22 protein-coding genes are annotated in these 24,396 nt (G+C 52.3%); 8 read left to right on the top strand and 14 right to left on the bottom strand.

What is annotated here, in order from left to right; all coding sequences use genetic code 11:
- Positions 1-303: 303 nt before the first annotated feature.
- The 9 genes from lipB to MES37_RS16055 form a co-directional block, all read right to left on the bottom strand.
- Positions 304-945 (bottom strand): lipoyl(octanoyl) transferase LipB, encoded by a 642-nt coding sequence (gene lipB, locus MES37_RS16095; protein ID WP_133522406.1) that lies wholly within the window; start codon positions 943-945, stop codon positions 304-306.
- Positions 946-1,029: 84 nt separating this feature from the next.
- Entirely contained in the window at positions 1,030-1,293 is a 264-nt protein-coding gene (ybeD, locus tag MES37_RS16090) for a DUF493 family protein YbeD (RefSeq protein ID WP_064548724.1), read from the bottom strand.
- 111 nt (positions 1,294-1,404) lie between these two features.
- Entirely contained in the window at positions 1,405-2,616 is a 1,212-nt protein-coding gene (gene dacA / locus MES37_RS16085; RefSeq protein WP_064548783.1) for a D-alanyl-D-alanine carboxypeptidase DacA, read from the bottom strand.
- Positions 2,617-2,759: 143 nt separating this feature from the next.
- The gene (rlpA, locus tag MES37_RS16080) at positions 2,760-3,884 is read right to left on the bottom strand and encodes an endolytic peptidoglycan transglycosylase RlpA (RefSeq protein WP_237931997.1); all 1,125 of its coding nucleotides are present in this window, start codon (positions 3,882-3,884) and stop codon (positions 2,760-2,762) included.
- 16 nt (positions 3,885-3,900) lie between these two features.
- On the bottom strand, positions 3,901-5,013 hold the full coding sequence (mrdB, locus tag MES37_RS16075) for a peptidoglycan glycosyltransferase MrdB (protein ID WP_064548720.1): 1,113 nt from the start codon (positions 5,011-5,013) through the stop codon (positions 3,901-3,903).
- Between the two features lie 2 nt (positions 5,014-5,015).
- Positions 5,016-6,917, bottom strand: coding sequence for a peptidoglycan DD-transpeptidase MrdA (gene mrdA, locus MES37_RS16070; RefSeq protein WP_121814119.1), 1,902 nt, complete (start codon positions 6,915-6,917; stop codon positions 5,016-5,018).
- 27 nt (positions 6,918-6,944) lie between these two features.
- Complete coding sequence (gene rlmH, locus MES37_RS16065; protein ID WP_034456714.1) at positions 6,945-7,415, bottom strand: 23S rRNA (pseudouridine(1915)-N(3))-methyltransferase RlmH; 471 nt, start codon at positions 7,413-7,415, stop codon at positions 6,945-6,947.
- Positions 7,416-7,418: 3 nt separating this feature from the next.
- Positions 7,419-7,736 (bottom strand): ribosome silencing factor, encoded by a 318-nt coding sequence (rsfS, locus tag MES37_RS16060; protein ID WP_034493995.1) that lies wholly within the window; start codon positions 7,734-7,736, stop codon positions 7,419-7,421.
- 253 nt (positions 7,737-7,989) lie between these two features.
- The gene (locus tag MES37_RS16055) at positions 7,990-8,601 is read right to left on the bottom strand and encodes an adenosylcobalamin/alpha-ribazole phosphatase (protein ID WP_121815669.1); all 612 of its coding nucleotides are present in this window, start codon (positions 8,599-8,601) and stop codon (positions 7,990-7,992) included.
- An 85-nt stretch (positions 8,602-8,686) separates the two neighbouring features.
- On the opposite strand from MES37_RS16055, the gene cobD reads away from it, so the two are divergent.
- The gene (gene cobD, locus MES37_RS16050; RefSeq protein WP_133522560.1) at positions 8,687-9,784 is read left to right on the top strand and encodes a threonine-phosphate decarboxylase CobD; all 1,098 of its coding nucleotides are present in this window, start codon (positions 8,687-8,689) and stop codon (positions 9,782-9,784) included.
- Here the strand turns inward: cobD and nadD are convergent.
- Genes nadD through leuS form a run of 4 tightly spaced genes read right to left on the bottom strand, consistent with a single transcriptional unit; the run spans position 9,756 to position 14,638 of the window.
- Positions 9,756-10,409 (bottom strand): nicotinate-nucleotide adenylyltransferase, encoded by a 654-nt coding sequence (gene nadD, locus MES37_RS16045; RefSeq protein WP_232886059.1) that lies wholly within the window; start codon positions 10,407-10,409, stop codon positions 9,756-9,758. The two genes, cobD and nadD, sit on opposite strands and share 29 nt — an antisense overlap.
- Positions 10,402-11,433: a DNA polymerase III subunit delta gene (gene holA / locus MES37_RS16040; protein ID WP_064548710.1), complete on the bottom strand. Its 1,032-nt coding sequence runs from the start codon at positions 11,431-11,433 to the stop codon at positions 10,402-10,404. Before holA ends, nadD begins: the two co-directional genes overlap by 8 nt.
- A complete protein-coding gene (lptE, locus tag MES37_RS16035; protein ID WP_064548709.1) occupies positions 11,430-12,041 on the bottom strand; it encodes an LPS assembly lipoprotein LptE in 612 nt (203 codons plus the stop codon). The genes holA and lptE overlap by 4 nt, the downstream gene beginning before the upstream one ends.
- A gap of 14 nt (positions 12,042-12,055) precedes the next feature.
- Positions 12,056-14,638, bottom strand: coding sequence for a leucine--tRNA ligase (gene leuS, locus MES37_RS16030; protein ID WP_133522408.1), 2,583 nt, complete (start codon positions 14,636-14,638; stop codon positions 12,056-12,058).
- 250 nt (positions 14,639-14,888) lie between these two features.
- On the opposite strand from leuS, the gene MES37_RS16025 reads away from it, so the two are divergent.
- Positions 14,889-15,371 (top strand): zinc ribbon-containing protein, encoded by a 483-nt coding sequence (locus MES37_RS16025; RefSeq protein ID WP_064548705.1) that lies wholly within the window; start codon positions 14,889-14,891, stop codon positions 15,369-15,371.
- Positions 15,372-15,400: 29 nt separating this feature from the next.
- Here MES37_RS16025 and MES37_RS16020 read toward each other — a convergent pair whose 3' ends face one another.
- Positions 15,401-16,252 carry a MurR/RpiR family transcriptional regulator gene (locus MES37_RS16020; protein ID WP_064548702.1) on the bottom strand — a complete coding sequence of 284 codons (852 nt, stop codon included), beginning with the start codon at positions 16,250-16,252 and terminating at the stop codon, positions 15,401-15,403.
- Positions 16,253-16,501: 249 nt separating this feature from the next.
- On the opposite strand from MES37_RS16020, the gene MES37_RS16015 reads away from it, so the two are divergent.
- From MES37_RS16015 to MES37_RS15990, 6 genes are all read left to right on the top strand, one after another.
- Positions 16,502-18,007: a CoA-acylating methylmalonate-semialdehyde dehydrogenase gene (locus MES37_RS16015; RefSeq protein ID WP_064548700.1), complete on the top strand. Its 1,506-nt coding sequence runs from the start codon at positions 16,502-16,504 to the stop codon at positions 18,005-18,007.
- 11 nt (positions 18,008-18,018) lie between these two features.
- A complete protein-coding gene (iolD, locus tag MES37_RS16010; protein ID WP_237931995.1) occupies positions 18,019-19,950 on the top strand; it encodes a 3D-(3,5/4)-trihydroxycyclohexane-1,2-dione acylhydrolase (decyclizing) in 1,932 nt (643 codons plus the stop codon).
- Positions 19,951-20,282: 332 nt separating this feature from the next.
- Positions 20,283-21,269: an inositol 2-dehydrogenase gene (gene iolG, locus MES37_RS16005; RefSeq protein WP_064548697.1), complete on the top strand. Its 987-nt coding sequence runs from the start codon at positions 20,283-20,285 to the stop codon at positions 21,267-21,269.
- A 32-nt stretch (positions 21,270-21,301) separates the two neighbouring features.
- Positions 21,302-22,231, top strand: a complete 930-nt coding sequence (locus tag MES37_RS16000; RefSeq protein WP_064548695.1) for a substrate-binding domain-containing protein — start codon at positions 21,302-21,304, stop codon at positions 22,229-22,231.
- 146 nt (positions 22,232-22,377) lie between these two features.
- Positions 22,378-23,925 (top strand): sugar ABC transporter ATP-binding protein, encoded by a 1,548-nt coding sequence (locus tag MES37_RS15995; RefSeq protein WP_064548693.1) that lies wholly within the window; start codon positions 22,378-22,380, stop codon positions 23,923-23,925.
- Positions 23,926-23,936: 11 nt separating this feature from the next.
- Positions 23,937-24,396 (top strand): ABC transporter permease (locus MES37_RS15990; protein ID WP_237931993.1); only part of this gene is annotated, 460 nt, incomplete at its 3' end.

Raw genomic sequence — 24,396 nt, 5'->3', positions numbered from 1 at the left:
ACTAACTCTTAATTCCATTCAGATTATATTATTTAAATAATTATGCATTAATGACAGTGATGTATTAGGTGTGAACTATATTAAAAATTAATTATAAATGGAATTATACATTTACCAAATCAATGTCTTAAGTGATTGCTGTTATATATTAATGGTCGATATATTTACATATGAATATAAAAGGTAAGGTGGTTATTTAGTCAGGGGAAGTTATACAAAACTAATCATAAAGTAAAGCGATGCTGAATAATGTCACAGTGAAAACTGCACCGGTTTAAGATGCAGTCGTCATAATAATTAATATCATACAGTTAGATATTTAACTGGTGGATTATTGAGCAGGGCAATAAAGTTATTGATCAGCAATGGTTGAACATCTTCCAGTGATGCTACTGGGCGGAATGAACTCACTTGGGTCATTTCAAGACCAGCGTAACCACATGGATTGATTCGTAAAAAAGGACTCAGATCCATATCAATATTCAATGCTAACCCGTGGAAAGAGCATCCTTTGCGGATGCGTAGACCCAGCGAGCAAATCTTACGCCCATCAACATAGACGCCAGGCGCATCGGCGCGAGGATAGGCTTCTATTCCCAATTCTGCGAGTGTGTTAACTACCGTTTGCTCAAGGATAGTGACCAGTTCCCGCACGCCCAGTTTGCGACGTTTCAAATTAAGCAGCACATACATCACTTGCTGCCCTGGCCCGTGATACGTCACCTGGCCACCGCGATCACTTTGGATGACAGGGATATCTCCGGGAACCAGTACATGTTCCGCTTTCCCTGCCTGGCCTTGTGTAAATACGCGCTCGTGTTCTACCAGCCAAATTTCATCGGCGGTGGTTTCATCACGGGTATTGGTAAAGTCATGCATCGCCTGTGAGATAGGCTCGTAGGGCTGTAGGCCTAGTTGGCGGATTTGAATAGTATCTTGAGACAAAACATCGTCTCCGGCAGGTTAGAAAGTTGTGGGAGTATATCACAGCGGGAAAAGCAGTACCCGGCCAGCAGGCCGGGTGGCAAATCACAATACCATACGAACGATTTCAATATTACCCAGTTCTGCGTACAGCGTTTCAACTTGCTCAATGTGGGTCGCATTAATGGTAATCGAGACAGAATGGTAATTACCTTTGCTGCTCGGTTTAACCTGCGGGGTGTAGTCACCAGGTGCGTGGCGCTGCACCACCTCAACGACCAAATCAACCAGCTCAGGTTTCGCCAGACCCATTACTTTGTAAGTAAATGAAGTCGGGAATTCGAGCAATTCTTTCAGATTGGTTTTCATGGTAGCTCCAGCGTTACGGCATTAAAAATGATAACTCCCGCCAGCAGGGGCGGGAGTTGCTTTGATTCATAGTATATGGGGATGACTTCTACACTTTCAAGTGTTCAATTATTAACCAAACCAATGGTGGAACATCAGTTTGATGTAATCAATGATTCGACTGAAGAAGTTACCTTCCGGCATTTCCTGAAGTACGACCAGCGGACGCTGTTCGATAGTCTTGCCATCCAGTTGGAAATTGATGGTTCCGACAACCTGGTTCTTTTGCAGCGGCGCGTGCAGTTCGGTGGTGTTCAGCACATAACTGGCTTTCAGGTCTTTCATACGGCCACGTGGGATTGTCAGATAGACGTCTTTATCAACCCCTAACGATGCACGGTCGTTATCGCCGAACCAGGCAGGTTCTGAGGCAAACTCTTTGCCGGCTTTCAATGGAGAAACTGTCTCAAAGAAGCGGAAACCCCAGGTCAGCAGTTTCTTGCTTTCTGTTTCGCGACCTTTGTAGGTGCGCCCACCGAGCACTGCCGAAATCAGACGCATCTGGCCTTCGGTGGCAGAAGCGACCAGATTATAACCCGCAGCATCAGTATGACCGGTTTTGATGCCGTCAACTTGCAGGCTGGTATCCCACAGTAAACCGTTACGGTTAGTCTGGCGGATATTATTGAAGGTGAACTCTTTTTCTTTGTAGATAGCGTATTCGTTTGGTACGTCACGAATCAGTGCCTGGCCGATCAACGCCATATCACGCGCAGAGCTGTACTGACCTTCAGCATCGAGGCCGTGTACTGTCCCGAAATGGGTGTTTTTCAGGCCAAGAGCAGAAACATAGCTGTTCATCAGACCGACGAACGATTCCTGGCTACCCGCCACGAAATCAGCCATTGCCACGGAAGCATCGTTACCGGATTGCAGGTTGATACCGCGAATCAGTTTGGAAACGGGAACTTGCATGCCTGGTTTCAGGAACATCAATGATGAGCCTTTAAATACCGGGTTACCGGTTGCCCATGCATCTTGTCCAACGGTCACAATGGAGCTTTCGTTAAATTTACCGGCTTTCATCGCCTGACCGATGACGTAGCTGGTCATCATTTTGGTCAAACTAGCAGGATCACGGCGCGCGTCAGCATTGGATTCTGCGAGGACTTTGCCTGAGTTGTAATCGATCAGGATGTACGCTTCAGCATCAATCTGCGGCACGCCCGGGATCATGGTTTTAATGTTCAGGTCGTCAGCGTGTGCAACAGCCATCCCCGAAAGAGTGAGGGCAGTTGTTAGCGCCAGGCGTTTAACAAAACGAAAAGAAGGGGCTGTATTCATGATTAGAACAACGACATCCATGATAGGAATAAAAAAAGTGCCTTACTATAGCAAAAGCGATTTTTGCTGGCATCCGTCTTTGCGCATCATTTGTTAATGGAATTTACACTAACTGACGCACAGCGGATGCCAGACATAATCACTTACATAGCGGGTGCGTTAGTGATGAAAGATTGTTGTTGGGCTTCGCTCATCAGGCGTTGTTGCAGTGCGGCAGCTTCGCCTTTGCTATTAAATGGCCCAAGTTGTACACGGAACATCGCCCCATTACTGGAAACCTTACCCGGTACGCCAAACTGCTGGCTAAGTTTTTGCTGCCATTGGTTAGCACGAGTCTGGTCACTGACCGCACCCACCTGAACTACGTAGTGGCCGCTGGCAGCAGGAACAGCAGCCTGTGCGCTACCCTGAACGGAACCTGGGGCGGTAACCGGTGCGCTTTGTTGAACAGTAACGGGCTGAACTGGTGTGACTGATACTGCGGGCGCAGGCTGATCGCTTTCAATGACACCTGCTGCGAGTGGGGTTGCCGCGCCGAGAAAACCACTGTTGCTCACAGGAGCTCCAGTGGTATCTTCACTCTGTAATGTAGAATTACTAATGGCGCGAACGTCACCCTGAGGCGCATCAACAGGCGCAGAAGTTGCTCCCCCCATACCGGTGTTTAAATCCGGTCGAGCGGGTAGGGCATAGGTTTGTTTGGCAACGGTCGTACAGACCGTACCCGGGCCTGACATGGTGCCATCTTGCGCCACCAGAATCGGGTCGATACGGACTTTAGTATTGTTCGAGGTGTTCAGGCGGTCAGCTGCGGCGCGAGACAATGAAATCACACGGTCATTGCCGTATGGGCCACGGTCATTAATGCGCACAATAACCATTCGGCCATTTGCGAGGTTAGTGATTCGCGCATAACTCGGAACAGGCAGTGTCGGGTGTGCTGCCGTCAACGCTGAGGGATCAAAGGTTTCGCCAGATGCAGTCAAATTGCTGCCTGGTTCTGCGTCATAAATGGCAGCAAGACCGGCCTGGCTGAAGTTGGCCGGGTTTTGCACGATTTTGTATTTCTTACCGTTATTTTCGTAATCCTGGTTTACCGAAGGATTCAACGGTTCGAAACGCGGGTCTGCGCCGCTGATTTCAACCACCGGGCCATTACACACCGCGGGTTGCGGTTGCTGGTTCACTTGCTGTTGGTCGCCGTCATCAGACGAGCAGCCAGCCAGTAATGCAGCCACTACACAGATCCCAAGCCAACGCTTTACCATTACCCACCTCATCAACTTACACGCTTTTTGATAACATTTTTCTGTGGGTATGTATCGACATCACGATACCAAACCCGGCCATCAGAACAATGAGTGCCGAGCCCCCGTAACTCACCAGCGGCAAAGGTACTCCGACCACCGGTAAGATACCACTAACCATACCAATGTTAACAAACACATATACGAATAAAATCAACATTAGGCCACCAGCCATAACTCTGCCAAATGTTGTTTGCGCGCGAGCGGCGATCACAAGGCCACGCATGATGAGTAGCAGGTAGAGCGCCAGCAAGACTAAAACACCGACCAGACCTAACTCTTCGGCAAGAACCGCGAAGATAAAGTCAGTGTGGCGTTCGGGTAAAAATTCAAGCTGTGACTGTGTTCCGTGCAACCAGCCTTTGCCGCGCAGCCCACCAGAGCCAATAGCAATTTTAGACTGAATAATGTGATAGCCCGCGCCGAGAGGGTCAGTTTCCGGATCAAGCAGCATCATTACGCGAGCGCGTTGATAATCGTGCATCAGGAAGAACCACAAAATTGGAATAAATGCGGCAACCAACAGCACGGCAATACCGATAAGTTTCCAGCTCATACCCGATAAGAACAGAACGAACAGGCCGGATGCGGCGATCAGAATCGAGGTCCCGAGATCGGGCTGAGCAGCAACCAACAGCGTCGGCATGAAAATTAATATCAGCGCGATACCGGTGTTTTTAAGCGTAGGTGGACAAACGTCACGGTTGATAAAGCGAGCGACCATCAAGGGGACAGCAATTTTGGCTATTTCGGATGGCTGGAAGCGCACGACACCGAGGTCTAGCCAGCGTTGAGCACCTTTGGATATTGCCCCAAACGCATCCACCGCGACCAGCAAGATGATACAGACGATGTACAAGTACGGAGCCCAGCCCTCGTAAACGCGGGGCGGGATTTGAGCCATCACGATCATCACCACCAGTCCCATCAGGATCTGGCCGATTTTACGCTCCATCATGTCCATATCCTGGCCACTGGCACTCCAGATAACCAGCGCACTAAAAATAAGCAGCGCCAGAATGGTCACCAGGAAGAGCGGATCGATATGGATTTTATCCCAGAACGACTTTTTGTTTGGATTATCAGTCATGGTTATTGATCCTCTGCACCTGCTGGCGCGGGTGCTTCATCAGGCAGTACCGTGTTGTCATCCCCGAGCATGATATGGTCGAGAATCTGGCGCATGATGGTGCCTACAGCGGGGCCTGCACCGCCGTTTTCCAGAATCATGGTGACGGAAACTTTTGGATTGTCGTAAGGCGCAAACGCCGTCATTAATTTATGGTCGCGTAAGCGTTCAGCAATTTTGTGCGCATTGTAGGTTTCGTTAGCTTTCAGGCCAAACACCTGCGCGGTCCCTGACTTCGCCGCCACTTTATACGGGGCATTGGCGAAATATTTATGAGCGGTACCGTTAGGACGGTTCGCAACGCCATACATCCCGTCTTTGGCGATTTCCCAGAAACCAGAGTGGATGTCGCCGACCGGCGGTTGTACCGGCTGCTGCCACGGCACTTGCTTGCCGTTTTCAACGGTGCTCATCAAGAAATGAGGTACGCGGACGATGCCATCGTTAATCAGAATCATCATCGCTTTACTCATCTGGATTGGCGTTGCCGTCCAGTAACCCTGGCCGATACCGACAGGAATGGTGTCACCCTGATACCACGGTTTCTTAAACCGCTTCTGTTTCCATTCACGGGTTGGCATGTTACCGGCTCGTTCTTCAGACAGATCGATACCTGTGTAATGCCCATAACCAAACTTGCGCATCCACTCACCCATGCGGTCGATGCCCATGTCATAGGCAACCTGGTAGAAATAGGTATCAGCAGATTCTTCCAGTGCTTTGGTGATATTCAGGCGGCCGTGGCCCCATTTTTTCCAGTCACGATAGCGTTTTTCAGAACCTGGCAACTGCCACCAGCCTGGGTCAAATAACGTAGTATTGCGGGTGATCACCCCTGCGCTTAATGCGGACACCGCCATATACGGTTTTACCGTAGAAGCAGGAGGGTAAACCCCTTGTGTGGCGCGATTGATCAGCGGTGTATTCGGGTCATTTAATAAACCGGAATAGTCTTTGCTTGAAATGCCATCGACAAACAGGTTCGGGTTATAACTTGGCATGGAAACCAGCGCCAGAATACCGCCAGTGCGCGGGTCGGTAACCACCACTGCGGCACGGCTTCCCGCCAGCAAGGTTTCAATGTAATTCTGTAGTTTAAGGTCGATAGTCAGATAAATATCGTGCCCGGCCTGCGGTGGTACTTCTTTGAGCTGGCGAATCACACGGCCACGGTTGTTCACTTCAACTTCTTCATAACCAGTTTGGCCATGCAGAACATCTTCGTAATAGCGTTCGATGCCCAGCTTACCGATGTCATGCGTTGAGGCGTAGTTTGCCAGTTTGCCGTCTTTATCGAGGCGCTCAACGTCTTTATCGTTGATTTTAGAAACATAGCCAATGACGTGCGTCAACGCTGAGCCGTACGGGTAGTAGCGGCGTTTATAGCCTTTCACTTCCACGCCCTGGAAGCGGTACTGATTCACGGCAAAACGCGCAACCTGTACTTCGGTGAGGTTGGTTTTGACCGGAATTGATGTAAAGCGATGCGAGCGCGATCGCTCTTTCTTAAAGTTGGCAATATCATCATCGGTTAAATCCACCACTGAGCGTAAAGCCTCCAGTGTTGCCTGCACGTCATCCACTTTCTCTGGCATCATTTCAACCTGATAAATGGTGCGGTTAAGTGCCAGTGGGGTGCCGTTGCGGTCATAGATGATGCCGCGGCTAGGAGGGATTGGAACCAGTTTTATGCGGTTTTCATTAGAACGAGTTTGGTAGTCGGTGAAACGGACGATTTGCAAATTATAAAGGTTGGCGACAAGCACACCGCTTAACACCAAAATACCAAGAAACGCGACCAGCGCCCGGCGCACAAAAAGCGCAGACTCAGCTGTATAGTCACGAAAAGAATTCTGTAATTTCATCCGCAGCTTTGTTCTACCTGACGATATTTACTCACGGTGATAAGGATGGTTTGTCGTGATGCTCCACGCGCGGTACAGGCTTTCTGCCACCAGAACTCGCACTAAAGGGTGGGGCATAGTCAGATTCGACAGCGACCAGCTTTGCTCTGCGGCAGCTTTGCACGCAGGGGCGAGGCCTTCCGGTCCGCCAATCAGCAGGCTGACATCTCGACCATCCTGTTTCCAGCGTTCAAGCTGCACGGCAAGGTGCGGCGTATCCCATGGTTGCCCCGGGATATCCAGCGTGACAATTCGGTTGCCCTTGCCGGCCGCTGCTAACATCATTTCGCCTTCTTTTTCGAGAATGCGTTTGATATCGGCATTTTTGCTGCGTTTTCCCGCAGGGATTTCTACCAGTTCAAAAGGCATATCCTTTGGGAAACGACGCAGGTACTCGGTAAAGCCGGTTTGTACCCAGTCAGGCATTTTAGTGCCGACTGCGACTAGTTGCAGCTTCACGCATTAACCCCAGAGCTTTTCCAGTTCGTACAGTTGACGGCTTTCTTCTTGCATCACATGGACGATAACTTCGCCAAGATCAACAACTACCCAGTCAGTCGCGTTAATGCCTTTCACACCCAGCGCATCAAAACCGGCTTTACGGGATGATTCAACAACGTGTTCAGCGATAGACATAACGTGACGGTTAGAGGTGCCGGTACAGATAATCATGCAGTCAGTGATGCTTGATTTACCCTGAACATCCAAAGCAACGATGTCCTGGCCTTTGAGGTCGTCAATTTTATCGACGATGAAATCTTGAAATTCTTTACCCTGCAAGTGTTCCCCCTGGGAAAAGTAGAGTGTGTTCGATGTCGCCCGCATTTAACCCATTGGCTGGGACTGTCTTACTGGCAAATCAGCAATGCGGCGCTCAAAGCGGGGTATCATCCCACCGAGTGACCTGGTTTGCATCGCCATTTTTGTAAAACTATTTTGGAAAGTCATGCTTGCGGGCAGGAAATTATGGCAGCGGAGCATAACAGCCTGGACTGTAGTGTCAATGGTTGACGATAACTGTAACGCAGACAACTTACGATGCCGGACTGTAAATCGCGCGATTATTAAGGGTTCTCAGCGTGGTGAAGCCATCGCGAATTTCAACGCAGCTCCATGCACCTTGTTCAATAACGAAATGCCACATCGAGGCGGGAGGCATATTGAGGAGGGTGGAAATCAGTAAACTCAACACACCTTGATGGCTAACAATCAGAATATTCTTTTCTTTAGGCTGTGAGGAGAGCGTCGCTGCAAACTCACTGACGCGCTGAGAAAAAAGCTGGAAACCTTCGCCATTCTTCGGCACCACGTTCTGCCAGTCATTACACCAGGCCGCATAGTTTTCCGAATCCATGCGTTGCAAATCACGGTGATGCTGCATTTCCCAGTCACCAAAATTCATCTCATTAAGACGCGGCTCAGTCACTACCGGAATGTTGCGTTGCTGAACAATGAGCTGCATCGTGTGTTGGGCACGCCCCAGTTCACTGCAAAGCACTTTCTCAAACGCGACTTGATTGAGTAAATCCCCAATGGCTTGCGCCTGCTTTACGCCGTGTTCGGTGAGGGGCGTTTCAGAAATACCGCTGTACAACCCGTCTACATTGGCCTGGGATTGCCCATGGCGAACTAACCATAATTTCATCTGTTCCTCACCTAAACGTTGGCTGTGGCTACACTGGCATAAGTGTATCATTGTGCCTCATGTGACGAAGTCAGTTATTGGGGGAATTATGGCGTTCAGTAGCCAGCATGGTGGCAATATTATTGAAGCGGCAGCGGTGATGGGCGTGGATGCAGAGTTGCTGATCGATTTTAGTGCCAATATTAATCCGCTCGGCATGCCGGATTCATTAAAGCGCGCAATCGTTGCAAACCTGGCGTTGGCAGAACGCTACCCTGATGTTGAATACCGTGTGTTACACCAGGCGCTGGCAAAACATCATCAAGTCCCGCAGGAGTGGGTGTTGGCGGGGAATGGCGAAACAGAACTGATCTTTAATCTGGTTCAGCAACTTGCCCCACAAAAGGCTTTATTACTGACGCCTGGCTTTGCTGAATATCGTCGTGCATTAACCCGTATTGGCTGCGAAATAACGGATTTCCACTTGTCCGAAGCACAAGGCTGGCAACCTGATGAATCATTATTGCAAGCTTTAACCCCTGAGCTGGATTGCCTGTTTTTGTGTACTCCAAATAACCCGACAGGGCTTTTGCTCAAGAGATCTTTGTTATTAGCGGTTGCGCAGCGTTGCCGCGAAAACAATATTGCTTTCATCGTCGATGAAGCTTTTCTCGATTTTATCCCCACTGAGCCGGGCTTGATCCCTGAGCTTTCGAGTTTCCCCAATATTTATGTTTTGCGCTCCCTGACCAAATTTTTTGCTATTGCCGGACTGCGCCTGGGTTATTTGGTCAGCGCAGATACAGCCACCGTTGGGGGCATTCGCGAACACCGGGAACCCTGGACGATAAACGCGTTTGCTGCGCTGGCGGGCGAGATTATTCTTAACGATAGCGCTTATATCGAGGCGAGTTATCGTTGGCTGAACACCGAACAACCCCGACTTTTTAATACTCTGAACGCATTGCCAGGAATAACGGTTTGGCCGCCGCGCGCGAACTATATTTTCCTGCGCTGTGACATTGCGGATCTGGAGTTACAAAAGGCGTTGTTGAAAGAGAACATCTTGATTCGCCATTGTGCAAACTACCCGGGGCTTGATGCGCGTTATTATCGCGTGGCGATCAAAAGCCCGGCGGATAACGACAGATTACTGGATGCGTTGCGGCGCGTGCTTAGCAATAAAGCTGGTGCTGGCGAATAAATTCAGCCACGGCAGGTGGGAGCAGATCATCGCAAGCCAAGTGTTGCTCTAAACGCTGGCGAATGGCGGTGGCGGAGATGTCGTACAGTGGCGTTGGTGCGAGGTAAATTCTCCCCGCAGGCAGGCTGTGAAGTTCTTCAACCGAAGTGGTTTGATGCTTATCAAGCCACTGCTGTTCTTCTGGCGTATCCATCGACAGAGCATACCCGGGGCGCTGGCAAACCAGCAGATGGCATAACGTCAGCAATGTTTCCCAACGGTGCCAGCGTTGTAGGTTCAGCAACGAATCCTGGCCCACGATAAATGCCAGAGGTTGCTTCGCGCCAATCTCTGCACGCAACTGTTCCAGTGTTTCAACCGTGTACGACGGGGTTTCACGTTGCAGTTCGCGGTCATCCAGACGAAATAGTGGTTTTCCCGCAATGGCGAGCTCGACCATAGCTTTACGTTGTTGGCTGTTCGCCAGCGGTTGGGGGCGATGGGGAGGCACGTTGTTGGGCATGATAGTGACTTGTTGCAGTGCCACCTGTTTTGCCAACGCTTCGACCGGTTTTAAATGCCCGTAATGGATAGGGTCGAATGTCCCGCCATACAGGGCAGTTAAACGCGAAACGCTGTTAGCCATGAGTGAAAATTTCCACCAGAGCTTTATGACATAACAGCAGAGAAAGCCCTTCCAGCTCAGCCCACACCGATTGTCCATAATCTTGCTTTAGCGTCAGTTCTACCTGGCAAAGCAGACGCACCGCCTGATAAAGCTGGTCCGCCGATAAGCGATTAAGCGCTTCAGTGACCAGTGCGCGACGGTTTTGCCACACGCGTTGCTGGTCAAATAAAGTGCGTAGCGGAGTGCTTACCGACTGGCGTTTCAGGTTAACCAGTTGCAGTAATTCGCGTTGCAGCGTACGCAGTAAAATCACCGGCTCGCTGGCCTCCAGCCTTAACTGCTGAAGGATATGCAGCGCGCGTTTACTTTTGCCTGCCAAAATCGCATCAACCCAATGGAAAGGGGTGAAGTGTGCGGCATCATTCACCGCTTGCTCGACCCGTGGCAGCGTAAGCTTTCCATCTGGCCATATCAGCGACAAACGCTCCAGCGCCTGCGAAAGCGCCAACAGGTTGCCTTCGTAGCAATAACACAGTAATTGATTGGCCGCGTCATCAAGCTGGAGGTTCATCTGTTTCGCACGTTGAGAAACCCAGCGTGGAAGTTGAGCCTGTTCAGGCGTCTGGCAGGTCACAGTCACGCTGCGGTCGGCCAGTTTCGCCAGCCACGAAGCATTTTCCTGAGCCTTGGTTAACTTGTTGCCACGCACCAGCAGCAGAATATCGTCGTGCAGCAAGGACACCAACGTTTCGAACTGCGCGTTAATCGCCGCGTTCGGCCCATTTTCTGGTAACAACAACAGCAGAGTCTGGCGGCTGGCGAACAGGCTTAGCGCCTGGCAAATTGAGAACAGATCTTGCCAGTCAGTGCTGGCATCAATCTGCACGGTATGATGTTCTTCAAAGCCCTGGGTACTCGCCGTCTGGCGAATCGCATCCTGGCTTTCCTGAAGTAACAGCGGATCGTTTCCGAGTAACAGATACGCCGCGCGCAGCCCTTCATTGAGCTGCGCGCGGAGTTGTTCAGGGTACAACCGAATCATTTGCTACCAGGAGCGGCCGAAAGCGTGGTCGACGTACGGCTTGTTGATGCCGCTGGTGTCGTGCTCGTCACCGGTTTCTCGGCAGCTTTAGTCTCAGCAACGTCCTCGACTTGTACCGTCATCAGCTTACGAATCAGCTGTTGTGCCGCTGTGGTGTACATTTCTTTGGTAAGCAATTCTTGCTCGGCATCTTTTGCCAAAGCACTCAGTGGGTTATCAAAGAATGATTTATACACTCTGGCGCTAATCGGATAGATATCGTGGCCTGGAATCAGCACTTGTGCCGAAACCGTCATCACCATTTGATATTCCGCGGTACGCCCATCCTGGAAGATGGATGCGGTATCCTGGCCAAGCGTGCTTCCCAGTATACGCAGGGAAGGAATATCCTTGCGAACACCCGTTCCGGTATCATCCACAAGCGTGACGCCGTTAAGACGCAACTGAGAGCGGATCTCACGTGTCAGTGGGCCGTTGGGATCGCTTGAGTTCAGGATCATCGTTTTCATCTGATCCGGAACCTGCGTGCTGCCACGCAGGTGAAAACCACACCCGGCGGTGACAAGCACCGCCAACATAACTAACAAGCTGACAAAGGGATGTCGCACGGTTCCTCCTGCGCTTAGCCCACAACCAAATTGAGCAGTTTGCCCGGCACGTAAATCACTTTACGCACGGTCACACCCTCAAGATATTTCGCAACCAGATGTTCCTGACCTGCGCGTTCTTGCACTTGTTCTTGCGTCGCATCAGCTGGAACAGTGATTTTGCCGCGAACTTTACCGTTCACCTGCACCACGACCAACAGCGAATCCTCAACCATCGCTGACTCATCAGCCTGTGGCCATGGCGCGTTGTCGATATCACCTTCACCGCCCAATGACTGCCACATATCGAAGCAAACGTGCGGGGTGAACGGATACAGCATACGAACCACTGCCAACAGCGCTTCGTTCAGCAGAGCGCGGTCTTGCTCGCTATCCTGCGGTGCTTTTGCCAGTTTGTTCATCAATTCCATGATGGCAGCAATCGCGGTGTTAAAGGTCTGACGACGACCAATATCATCGGTCACTTTCGCGATGGTTTTGTGAACATCACGGCGTAATGCTTTTTGATCTTCGTTCAGCGCGGCAATATCAAGTGCAGGTGCCGCACCACGGCTGGTGTGCTCGTAGGCCAGTCTCCAGACACGTTTCAGGAAGCGGTTTGCCCCTTCAACGCCAGACTCTTGCCATTCCAGCGTCATATCAGCCGGGGACGCAAACATCATAAACAAACGAACGGTATCTGCGCCGTAGCGTTGAACCATCACTTGCGGGTCGATGCCGTTGTTTTTCGACTTCGACATTTTGCTCATGCCAGCATAGACCAGTTCATTGCCCTGTGCGTCGCAGGCTTTGATAATACGGCCTTTCTCGTCACGCTCGACAATCGCATCCGCTGGGGAAACCCAGTTACGCTCACCGTTAACGCCGGTGTAATAGAACGCGTCTGCCAGAACCATGCCCTGACACAGCAGCTGTTTGGCTGGCTCGTTAGAGGTCACCATGCCTGCGTCACGCATCAGTTTGTGGAAGAAGCGGAAGTACAGCAGGTGCATGATGGCGTGTTCGATGCCACCAATATAGATATCTACCGGCAGCCAGTAGTTGGCAGCTTTGGAGTCCAGCATCCCTTTGTCGTACTGCGGGCTGGTGTAACGCGCGTAGTACCAGGACGATTCCATAAAGGTATCGAAGGTGTCGGTTTCACGCAGCGCTGGTTTGCCATCAACAGTGGTTTTAGCCCACTCAGGATCGGCTTTAATTGGACTGGTGATACCGTCCATGACGACATCTTCTGGCAGAATAACCGGCAGTTGATCTTCTGGCGTTGGCATGACCGTGCCGTCTTCCAGAGTCACCATTGGAATTGGTGCACCCCAGTAACGCTGACGGGAAACACCCCAGTCGCGCAGACGATAGTTAATTTTACGTTCGCCCACGCCTTTCGCTGCCAGTTTGTCGGCAATGGCGTTGAACGCATTCTGGAAGTCCAGGCCGTCGAACTCGCCTGAATTGAACAGTGCGCCTTTTTCGGTCATCGCGGCGGCTGATAAATCAGGTTCGCTACCATCGGCATTGAGAATCACAGGTTTGATTTGCAAACCGTATTTCGTCGCAAATTCCCAGTCGCGCTGGTCGTGGCCAGGAACCGCCATCACCGCACCGGTGCCGTATTCCATCAGGACAAAGTTTGCTACCCAAACTGGAACAGCTTCGCCAGTCAGTGGGTGAATGGCGTTCACGCCAGTGGCAACGCCTTTCTTTTCCATGGTTGCCATTTCAGCTTCGGCAACTTTGGTGTTACGGCATTCATCGACGAATGCAGCCAGTTCAGGGTTGTTCACTGCCGCTTGTTGTGCGATAGGGTGGCCAGCAGCAACTGCCAGGTAAGTCACACCCATAAAGGTGTCCGGGCGGGTGGTGTAAACCGTCAGTTTCTCAGCGCTGTTTTCAACGTCGAAAGTAATCTCAACGCCTTCAGAACGGCCAATCCAGTTACGCTGCATGGTTTTGACCTGATCAGGCCAATGGTCCAGCGTATCCAGATCGTTTAACAACTCATCTGCGTAAGCGGTGATTTTGATAAACCACTGTGGGATTTCTTTGCGCTCAACTTTGGAGTCACAGCGCCAGCAGCAACCGTCGATAACCTGTTCGTTTGCCAGCACAGTCTGGTCATTCGGGCACCAGTTAACCGCGGAGGTTTTTTTGTAAACCAGGCCTTTGTTATACAGCTGAGTGAAGAACTGCTGTTCCCAACGGTAATATTCCGGGGTACAGGTCGCCAGCTCGCGGCTCCAGTCATAGCCAAAGCCCAGCGTTTTGAGCTGGTTCTTCATGTAATTGATGTTGTCGTAAGTCCACGGTGCAGGCGCGGTGTTATTCTTTACCGCCGCCCCTTCAGCAGGCAAACCGAACGCATCCCAGCCGATTGGCTGCAGCACGTTTTTGCCCAGCATGCGCTGGTAGCGCGCGATAACGTCACCGATGGTGTAGTTACGAACGTGGCCCATGTGTAGTCGGCCAGAAGGATAGGGTAGCATCGAGAGGCAGTAATACTTCTCTTTGCCTTCGTCTTCGGTTACTTCAAAAGTACGCTTCTCTTGCCAGTGAAGCTGTACGTTGGATTCTATCTCTTCCGGGCGATATTGCTCTTGCATGGCAGCCAGTGGTCCTGTGATGAAAGACAGCTACAGGTTGTAGCTTTAACTATTAATTTCAGATCGGCATAGCATAGCCGATAAGAGTGCCGCAAAACAGCCTTTAGAAAGCTGGAGTCTGCATTTCTCATTTGCACTTTTTTACCTTGCTTGTGGGCAAACTAACAAAGTGATAGCCGATTAACGTCTACTATTAGAGCAGGTTAGCCGACACTGAATGCAGGAATCTCTTCAAGGAGGTAAGCAGACGATGAACAAGGTTGCTCAATTTTACCGTGAACTGGTGGCCTCGCTCACCGAACGGTTACGTAATGGCGAGCGCGATATAGACGAACTGGTCGCCAGCGCGCGTAAACGCATGAACGAAACTGGGGAGCTAACGCGTACCGAAGTTGATGAAGTGACGCGTGCAGTGCGGCGTGATCTGGAAGAGTTTGCCCGCAGCTACAACGAAAGCCAGGACGAATTTACCGACAGCGTTTTCATGCGCGTCATTAAAGAAAGTCTCTGGCAGGAACTGGCTGACATCACTGACAAAACGCAGCTTGAGTGGCGCGAAGTCTTTCAGGATCTCAACCATCACGGTGTCTATCACAGCGGTGAAGTGGTTGGGCTTGGCAATTTGGTTTGCGAGAACTGTCACTTCCACCTTGCCGTTTACACCCCGGACGTGCTGCCCGTCTGCCCGAAATGCGGACACAACCAGTTTGGCCGCAGACCTTTCGAACCTTAAATTGTCACCAGCCCCATGGTTTCATGGGGCTAAGCTTCGGGCGATAAACTACTGTGCGGCGTTCCCTGATAATAGGCCAGCGCCACCATCAACGATTGCACCAGACACAGCGTGGCAGACTGGGAGCGGAAAGCATCAACTTGCGCTTCTTTAACCACAAAACACAAATCGCTGAACGTGGCCAGCGGGCTAATCTGGCTGTCCGTAATCACGATTTGCCGTGCGCCAGTGCTTGCCGCTTTTTCACTGACCATCAACGTTTCCTGGGCATACGGCGAGAAGCTAATCAGCACCACCACATCCTTCGCTTTCACTCGATTCACTTGCTCACGCAGCATCCCGCCGAGACCGTCGAGCAGAATCGGGCGGCACTCCAGGTGGCTCAGCGCATAACTTAGATACGCTGCCACGCTAAACGAACGGCGCAGGCCGACGATATAAATTGTTTCTGCTTCTGCCAGCAAAGTCACCGCTCGCTGTAACATTTCCGGCTCAGTGCGTGCGGCCAGTTGCTGCAAAGCTTGTGCATTGGAACGGGCAAACTCCTGCAAAATATCGAGTGGCGTTTCAGGCACCGCCTCGCTTTCCATTTCGCGGAACAACCGTGCGCGGTCGGTATAGCTGGCGGTTTCCTCCACCAGATTCATGCGAAACAGCTGTTTCATTTCGTTGAAGCCGCTGAAATCAAAAGCATTGGCAAAGCGGATCAGCGTTGAGGGCGGCACTTCTGCGCGTTCGGCAATGGCGGCTACGGTATCAAACGCCACGCTGTTGGTGTTATCCAGCACGTAACGGGAAACTTGCTGCAACCGTTTACTCAGGCTGTCGTAGCGGTCGCGAATCTGCTGCTGTAACTCGCTCAGGTTGGTCGCGGTGGTCAAATTACCTTCCTCAAAGAAATGGTTGCTGAAACATATTTAACCCCAGCAACGGTGAAAATGAAACAAATATACCAAAACAGATCCGATATGAAATCATAGTAGTCTCTATCCCGTTCCCCCGCCGCTGCGCTTAACACAAAAACTGATTTCTGATCACAATAATCAACATTTGTTTTATTTAACCATTAAATGGAATGTTTATTTCATATACAGTGTTCAGGAATCGACCATAAATGTGAGAGGGTACAGATGGAGACGGTAGCGAATTTCATTCACGGTGAATGCGTCATGGGCAACAGCTCACGCGTTCAGGCGATCTTCAACCCGGCCACTGGCGCACAAATCCGCCAGGTGGCAATGAGCACCGCGCAACAGACCGAACAGGCGATCGCTGCCGCCCAACAGGCATTTGCCGGTTGGGCGCGACAGGCTCCGCTGAAACGTGCGCGTGTCATGTTCCGTTTTAAAAGCCTGCTTGAACAGCATATGGACAGCCTGGCGAAGCTTATCAGCGAAGAACACGGCAAAGTTTATTCCGATGCGGTGGGCGAATTGACCCGTGGCCTTGAGGTGGTGGAGTTCGCCTGTGGTATTCCACATCTGCAAAAAGGTGAGCACTCGGCAAACGTCGGCACCGGTGTCGATAGCCACTCGCTGATGCAACCGCTCGGCGTCTGTGCGGGCATCACCCCTTTCAACTTCCCGGCGATGGTGCCGATGTGGATGTTCCCTATTGCCCTGGCGACCGGCAATACCTTCGTGCTCAAACCTTCTGAAAAAGACCCGTCGTTAGCGTTACGCCTGGCGCAATTGCTCAAAGAGGCTGGCCTGCCGGACGGCGTATTCAATGTGGTGCAAGGTGATAAAGAAGCGGTAGATGTCCTGCTGACCGACCCGCGCGTGCAGGCGGTGAGTTTTGTTGGTTCGACGCCGATTGCTGAATATATCTACCAGACGGCTTCCGCTCACGGCAAGCGTTGCCAGGCATTGGGTGGGGCGAAAAACCACTGCATCCTGATGCCTGATGCGGACATGGAAATGGCAACAAACGCGATTATGGGCGCGGCTTACGGTGCGGCGGGTGAACGCTGTATGGCACTCTCCGTGGTCGTCGCGGTGGGCGACCAAACCGCAGACGATCTCTGCGTAAGGCTTGAGCAACAAATCGCTAAGCTGCGGGTTGGGCCTGGGCTGACATCAGGGCCAGAAAACGAAATGGGTCCGCTGATTTCAGCGCCGCACCGCGCCAAAGTGCTTGGCTACATTGATAGTGGCGAATCACAAGGGGCGACGTTGCGTGTCGATGGGCGCGGTCTGAAGCTTGCAGGCAACGAAGGTGGATATTTCGTTGGGCCGACGTTGTTCGACAATGTCACCCCAGAAATGACTATCTATAAAGAAGAAATCTTTGGCCCGGTGCTGTGTGTGGTGCGTGCCGCGGATTACCGCAGCGCCATCGACCTGATTAATCATCATGAGTACGGCAACGGCACGGCGATTTTCACCGGCGATGGCGGCACGGCGCGCCGCTTCTGTGAAGAGGTGCAGGTGGGTATGGTCGGCGTTAACGTGCCGATTCCGGTACCGATGGCATTCCACAGCTTTGGTGGCTGGAAGCGTTCGATTTTCGGGCCGCTGAATGTTCACGGCAGTGATGGCATTCGTTTCTACACCCGCATGAAAACCATCACGGCTCGCTGGCCTGAAACCAGCCATCAGCAAGGCGCTGCGTTTTCTATGCCGACGCTGGGCTAACAGGGGGAAGCATGACGACACAACGCATGACCATGGCGCAGGCCCTGGTCAGGTTTTTGAACCAGCAATACGTCAACATTGATGGTGAAGAAACGCCGTTTGTTGCTGGGGTGATGACCATCTTCGGGCACGGCAACGTGCTGGGGATAGGTCAGGCACTGGAAGAAAACCCAGGCCATCTGAAAGTCCATCAGGGTTGTAACGAACAAGGCATGGCGCATATTGCCACCGGCTTTGCGAAACAACATTGTCGCAGGCGAATCTATGCGGTGACTTCATCGGTCGGGCCAGGGGCTGCGAATATGGTGACCGCAGCGGCCACCGCTACCGCCAACCGTATTCCGTTGCTGTTGCTGCCGGGGGATATTTACGCCAGCCGCCAGCCCGATCCGGTATTGCAACAAATAGAACAGTTCCATGACCTGAGCCTGAGTACCAATGACTGCTTCCGTCCGGTGTCTCGCTACTGGGATCGGATCAATCGCCCTGAGCAATTGATGAGTGCGATGTTAAGCGCGATGCGAGTGCTCACTCATCCGGCGGAAACCGGTGCGGTCACCATCTGCCTGCCGCAAGATGTGCAGGGCGAAGTCTGGGATTATCCGGAAAGTTTCTTCGCGCGACGGGTTCATCTTATTGAACGTCGTCCACCGGATGAAACTCGCCTGCAAGCCGCGCTCGAACTGATTACCCGCAAACGCCGCCCGTTGGTTATCTGCGGTGGCGGTGTGCGCTATTCGGGGGCTCACGCGGTATTTAACCAGTTTATCGACAGCGTTCAGTTGCCGTTTGTCGAAACGCAGGCAGGCAAAGGAGCGATTGTCAGTGAACACCCACTTAACCTCGGTGGGGTGGGCGTCACCGGTGGTCTGGCGGCTAACCAACTGGCAGCGCAGGCAGATTTAGTGATTGGCGTCGGTACACGTTTGACCGATTTCACCACCGGCTCAAAATCGCTGTTTTGCCATCCTGACGTCGAATTCTTGCTGCTAAATGTGGCCGAGTTTGATGCTCTGAAACTGGATGCCACGCCGCTGGTGGCGGATGCACAAGTCGGGCTGGAGCGTTTAACCGTCGGGCTACGCACGCTGGATTATCAGTCGGCATGGCGCGATGAGCCTGTTAAAGCCAAAGCCGCGTGGCATGAAGAGTGCCAGCGGTTATGGACACGGCGCTGGCAGCCGCATGACAAGCCGGAAGTCTCCGGGCATCTGGATGCGCAGCTTGCCGAATACAGCGAGGTTCTCGGAACATGTCTGACACAAACGCGCGTACTCGGTCTGGTTAACCAGCACATCGAGGAAAACGCGATAGTCGTTGGTGCAGCAGGTTCATTGCCTGGCGATTTACAGCGTCTGTGGCAGGTCAAAACAGCGGATAGCTACCACCTGGAATACGGCTACTCCTGCATGGGTTACGAGATTGCCGCCGCAGTCGGGGCGAAGCTTGCGAAACCGAAGCAGCCGGTGTACGCCATGGTTGGGGACGGCTCGTATTTGATGCTGCATTCGGAACTACAAACCGCGGTACAGGAAGGCATCAAAATCACCATCTTGCTGTTTGATAACGCAGGATTCGGCTGTATCAACAACCTGCAAATGGGTCATGGAATGGGTAGTTTCGGCACAGAGAACCGCAGGCGTAACCCCGAAACCGGGCAACTTGACGGGCCGCTGGTTAAAGTCGATTTTGCGAAGAATGCCGAAAGTTACGGCTGCCGCGCCTGGCGAGTCAACGACGAACAAAGTTTGCTGGCCGCGCTGGAAGCTTCAGCTTTGCATCCAGGTCCGACACTACTGGACATCAAAGTGCTGCCAAAAACCATGACTCATGATTACGAAGCCTGGTGGCGTACAGGCGATGCGCAAACGGCATCTTCTGGCTCAGTGACGGATGCTGCCGCCAAAACGTTAGCGATGCTTAAACGCGCCCGTCAGTATTAATCTCAATCCTCACCCTTGAACATTCCGCTGGTATTGTAAGCGGAATGTTCATTTCATTTTTTGCCACGTTTTGCTCCTTTTCTGCTCCACTCCCTGCAATCAAGCTGAAACCCTCTCCCTTAAGTGATGCAATATTGTGCGATGTTGTGACTTTGATAACAAATCAGACCCATAAAATAGACAAAATGTTAACCCTGACTCAAAAATAGAATTTTCACTATTCATTAAAATGAAATAAATGTTTTATTTAAAGGGTCGTTAAATCAACTGTACGCATTGCCGGGGTCACCCCGGTACTTGACTCTAAAGCTATGCCAATATCGGGAGCCGCTATGTTTAACATTGCCTTACTGGGCGCAGGTCGCATCGGCCAGATCCACGCCGCCAATATTGCAGCCCACAAAGAGACCACCCTTTGGTCAGTTGTTGATCCGAACCAGGAAAACGCCAGCCGCATTGCCACGCTGTATCAGGCTCGCCAGCAGAGCGTAAGCGAAGCGATGGCCGACCCAAACGTCCACGCGGTGCTGATTGCCTCCGCCACTGACACGCACGCCGATTTAATTGAACTTGCCGCTTTCCACGGCAAAGCCATCTTCTGTGAAAAACCTGTCCACCTCGATTTGGCCCGCGTGCGTGACTGCCTGAAAGTGGTCAAAGAACGCGATGTGCCGCTATTCATCGGTTTTAACCGCCGCTTTGATCCTCAGTTTCGTCGCGTCAAAACCCAGGCCCAGCAAGGGCTGATTGGCAAACCTGAATCGCTGATGATTATTTCCCGCGACCCGTCGCCACCGCCTGCGGAATACGTGCGCGTTTCCGGTGGTATGTTCCGCGATATGACCATCCACGATTTCGACATGGCGCGTTTCATCATGGGTGAAGAGCCAGTGGCGATTTATGCCCAGGGCAGCAATCTGGTTGACCCGGCGATTGGCGAAGCGGGTGACATTGACACCGCTTTCATCGTGCTGAAGTACGCATCCGGCGCGCTTGCCACCATCGTCAATAGCCGCCGTTCGGCTTATGGCTACGATCAGCGCCTGGAATTGCACGGTTCAAACGGCTTGTTATGCGCGGGCAACATTCTGGAAAACCAGGTGCAGCATTTCGGTGCCAACGGCTGCAACAGCGCACTGCCTGAGCACTTCTTCCTGCAACGATACAAAGAGGCTTATGCCGCAGAGTGGCTGCATTTTGTCGCCATTTTACGTGGTGAAGCGAAGCCAGAGTGCAGCGGTGACGACGGTGAACGCGCGCTGTATCTGGCCGACAAGGCACTGGAATCCCTGCGTTGCCAGCGTGAAATAGCGTTGTAACTCCCGAACCCTACACACAAAGAGAGATAACAATGAAAAAAATTATTCTTGCTGCCCTCATCGCACTCGCTACCGCTCCGGCTTTCGCCGAAAACGAGCAAATTGTCTTTAGTACGCCAAACCTGGCGATGCCGTTTGAAGTGCATATGCAGCGCACTGCGGTAAAAGCCGCTAAAGAAATGGGCGTGCAGTTACAGGTGCTGGACAGCCAGGGCAGCTCACCTAAACAAGTGGCCGATCTTGAAAACGCCATTACGCGCGGCGCTCAGGGGTTTATCGTTTCACCCAACGACGTTAACGCGGTCTCCAGCGCAGTCAGTGAAATTCAGGATGCCAAACTTCCTGTCGTCACGCTCGACCGTACGGTCACCACCGAGAAAAAAGTGCCGCACTTTGGTGCCAATAACTATAAAGGCGGCCAGGCGGTGGCTGACTACGTGAAGTCGAAATTCCCCAATGGCGCGGAGATTATTCTGCTGACCGGCCAGCCAGGTTCTTCTTCCAACATTGAACGTACCAAAGGCATTCGCGACAGCCTGAAAGCCGGTGGCGATAAATACAAAATCGTCGCCGATCAGACCGGTAACTGGATGCGTTCCGAAGGGATGCGCATTGTAGAAAGCGTGCTGCCGTCACTGCCGAAAAAACCACAAGTCATTCTTTCTGCTAACGACGATATGGCGCTGGGTGCCATCGAAGCCCTTCAGGAACAAGGCGTGAAACCGGGCGAAATCATGGTCACCGGTTTTGATGCGGTGCCAGAAGCGCTGGCGCGTGTGCGCGATGGTTGGCTGCAAGTCACCGCCGATCAGCGTCCGGGCTACGCGGTGACCACCGCAATGAGCCAACTGGTTGCCAACATCCGCGAGAAAAAAGAGATCACCGGTGCCGATTACGCACCAACCATGATCACCAAAGAGAATCTCGATAAAGCTGAACGTATCGGCGAAGCCGGCAAATAGTATCCGTCATCTTTCAAGCTGCAGCTGTGTTGGCTGCCTTCCCGCACCACAGTCACATAGTTCGCTATGTTCCTGGGGATGCGCTCAGTTGCCGCCGTGCTGCAGCTTGAAATCTAAAGGATACCTGCGGAAAGAGGAGCAGTCTGATGTCGCAATCCTTATTGAAAGTCAGCGAACTGGCGAAAAGCTTTTCCGGCGTTTGGGCGCTGAGCAATGCACAGCTCACCGTCGGGCAGGGGGAAATCCATGCGCTGCTCGGCGAAAATGGCGCGGGTAAATCCACGCTGTTGAAGGCACTGGCGGGCGCACAGCCGCAAACTCGAGGTGAAATCTGGTTTAACGGTGAAACGCTGGCGGTGGACGAGTCGCCGGTGGCCCGTCAGCAAAAAGGCATTATCACGATTTATCAGGAGTTTAACCTGCTGCCGAATATGACGGTGGCGGAAAATATGTTTCTTGGGCGCGAACCACGCCGTCGCAATTTAATCGTCGATGCCAAAGCGGTAAACCAGGAAGCGCAGGTGATTCTTGATTATCTGCAACTCAACGTGGCACCGACCACAGCGGTGGCGCGCCTGAGCGTCGCCCAGCAACAGATGGTGGAAATTGCCCGTGCGTTAACCCTTAACGCCAAACTGATCATTATGGACGAACCTTCGGCGGCGCTGAGTGACAGTGAAGTCGAAAGCCTGCACCGCGTGGTGCGCGAACTAAAAGGCCGCGGCGTCAGCATTATTTACGTCACCCACCGCCTGCATGAAGTTTTCCAGCTTTGCGACCGTTTTACCGTGTTCCAGGACGGGCGCTACACCGGCTCCGGCGAAGTCGCAGGCACCAGTGTTGAACAAATTATTCGTCTGATGGTGGGGCGCGATGTGGTGTTTGACCGCCGTGACTCGAGCCTGACCCATCATGAAGATAAACCCATTCGCCTGTCCGTGAAGGGGTTAAGCCGTGAGAAACCGCCGCTTGATCCGCACGGCATCGCGCTTAAAGACATCAGTTTTCACGTGCACAGTGGCGAAGTTCTGGGGATTGCCGGGCTGGTGGGTGCAGGCCGTACCGAGGTGGCGCGTTGCCTGTTCGGTGCGGACAAATTCACCCAGGGAACTTTCGAGTTAGACGGCAAACCTTACCAGCCGCAAAACCCAATGTACGCGCTGGAGTGTGGCATTGCCCTGGTACCGGAAGACCGCAAAAAAGAGGGCGCGGTGCTGGGGTTATCGATTCGCGAAAACCTCACGCTATCAAGCCTGTCCTCGCTGCTGACCTGGCGCTATTTCGTCAGCCCGCGCAAAGAAGATGCGCTGATTGAAGCCTACCAAAAGGCGCTGCAAATCAAGATGGTCAACGCCGAACAGGAAGTGCGCAAGTTGTCCGGCGGCAATCAGCAAAAAGTGATTCTGGCGCGCTGCATGGCGCTCAACCCAAAAGTGCTGATTGTCGATGAACCGACGCGCGGTATCGACGTCGGCACTAAATCTGAAGTCCACCAGGTGCTGTTTGATATGGCTAAACAAGGCGTCGCGGTGATTGTTATCTCCTCAGACTTACCTGAAATCCTTGCGGTTTCCGACCGGATCATCACCCTCAGCGAAGGGCGGGTGACCGGCGAATTACACGGTGACGACGCTAACGAAGAACGGCTGATGACCCTGATGGCTATCAACCACCACGCTTTAAACGCCGCATAACGGGGGAGCCCATGACACAGATGATTTCCAAAACTCAGGCTCCGGCGAAGGGCGCATCGCGCTTTGATCCGATTGCCTTCTTTGAACGCTTTGGTGTGCTGATATTTATGATTCTGCTGCTGGTGTTCTTCCAGTTGCAAAACAGCAACTTCCTTAGCGAACGTAATATTTTCAACATCCTGACCGAAGTGTCGATCTACGGGATCATTGCCGTCGGCATGACCTTTGTGATCCTCACGGCGGGTATCGATCTCTCGGTGGGGTCGATTCTGGCGGTGTGCGCCATGACTGCCGCTTATGTGATTAAAGGCGACAACTTTACCACCGTGGATGCCGACGCATGGGGTGGTTTTAGCTGGTTGCTGGGGCTGGGGATTTGCCTCGCGATCGGCACGTTTATCGGTTTTCTGCATGGCCTTGGCGTCACGCGTCTGCGTCTGCCGCCGTTTATCGTCACGCTCGGTGGTATGA

Origin of the sequence: Buttiauxella sp. S19-1, from assembly GCF_022134725.1 — a bacterium.
Lineage (GTDB): Bacteria > Pseudomonadota > Gammaproteobacteria > Enterobacterales > Enterobacteriaceae > Buttiauxella > Buttiauxella ferragutiae.
The sequence above is the reverse complement of the archived record's forward strand: the minus strand, read 5'-3'. Positions and strand labels throughout refer to the sequence as shown.

Excerpts from the sequence above, each read along its gene's own strand:
- ybeD (WP_064548724.1), bottom strand. The coding sequence starts at position 1,293 with ATGAAAACCAATCTGAAAGAATTGCTCGAATTCCCGACTTCATTTACT.
- dacA (WP_064548783.1), bottom strand. The coding sequence starts at position 2,616 with ATGAATACAGCCCCTTCTTTTCGTTTTGTTAAACGCCTGGCGCTAACA.
- rlpA (WP_237931997.1), bottom strand. The coding sequence starts at position 3,884 with ATGGTAAAGCGTTGGCTTGGGATCTGTGTAGTGGCTGCATTACTGGCT.
- mrdB (WP_064548720.1), bottom strand. The coding sequence starts at position 5,013 with ATGACTGATAATCCAAACAAAAAGTCGTTCTGGGATAAAATCCATATC.
- mrdA (WP_121814119.1), bottom strand. The coding sequence starts at position 6,917 with ATGAAATTACAGAATTCTTTTCGTGACTATACAGCTGAGTCTGCGCTT.
- MES37_RS16055 (WP_121815669.1), bottom strand. The coding sequence starts at position 8,601 with ATGAAATTATGGTTAGTTCGCCATGGGCAATCCCAGGCCAATGTAGAC.
- nadD (WP_232886059.1), bottom strand. The coding sequence starts at position 10,409 with ATGGCTAACAGCGTTTCGCGTTTAACTGCCCTGTATGGCGGGACATTC.
- holA (WP_064548710.1), bottom strand. The coding sequence starts at position 11,433 with ATGATTCGGTTGTACCCTGAACAACTCCGCGCGCAGCTCAATGAAGGG.
- leuS (WP_133522408.1), bottom strand. The coding sequence starts at position 14,638 with ATGCAAGAGCAATATCGCCCGGAAGAGATAGAATCCAACGTACAGCTT.
- MES37_RS16025 (WP_064548705.1), top strand. The coding sequence starts at position 14,889 with ATGAACAAGGTTGCTCAATTTTACCGTGAACTGGTGGCCTCGCTCACC.
- MES37_RS16015 (WP_064548700.1), top strand. The coding sequence starts at position 16,502 with ATGGAGACGGTAGCGAATTTCATTCACGGTGAATGCGTCATGGGCAAC.
- iolD (WP_237931995.1), top strand. The coding sequence starts at position 18,019 with ATGACGACACAACGCATGACCATGGCGCAGGCCCTGGTCAGGTTTTTG.
- iolG (WP_064548697.1), top strand. The coding sequence starts at position 20,283 with ATGTTTAACATTGCCTTACTGGGCGCAGGTCGCATCGGCCAGATCCAC.
- MES37_RS16000 (WP_064548695.1), top strand. The coding sequence starts at position 21,302 with ATGAAAAAAATTATTCTTGCTGCCCTCATCGCACTCGCTACCGCTCCG.
- MES37_RS15995 (WP_064548693.1), top strand. The coding sequence starts at position 22,378 with ATGTCGCAATCCTTATTGAAAGTCAGCGAACTGGCGAAAAGCTTTTCC.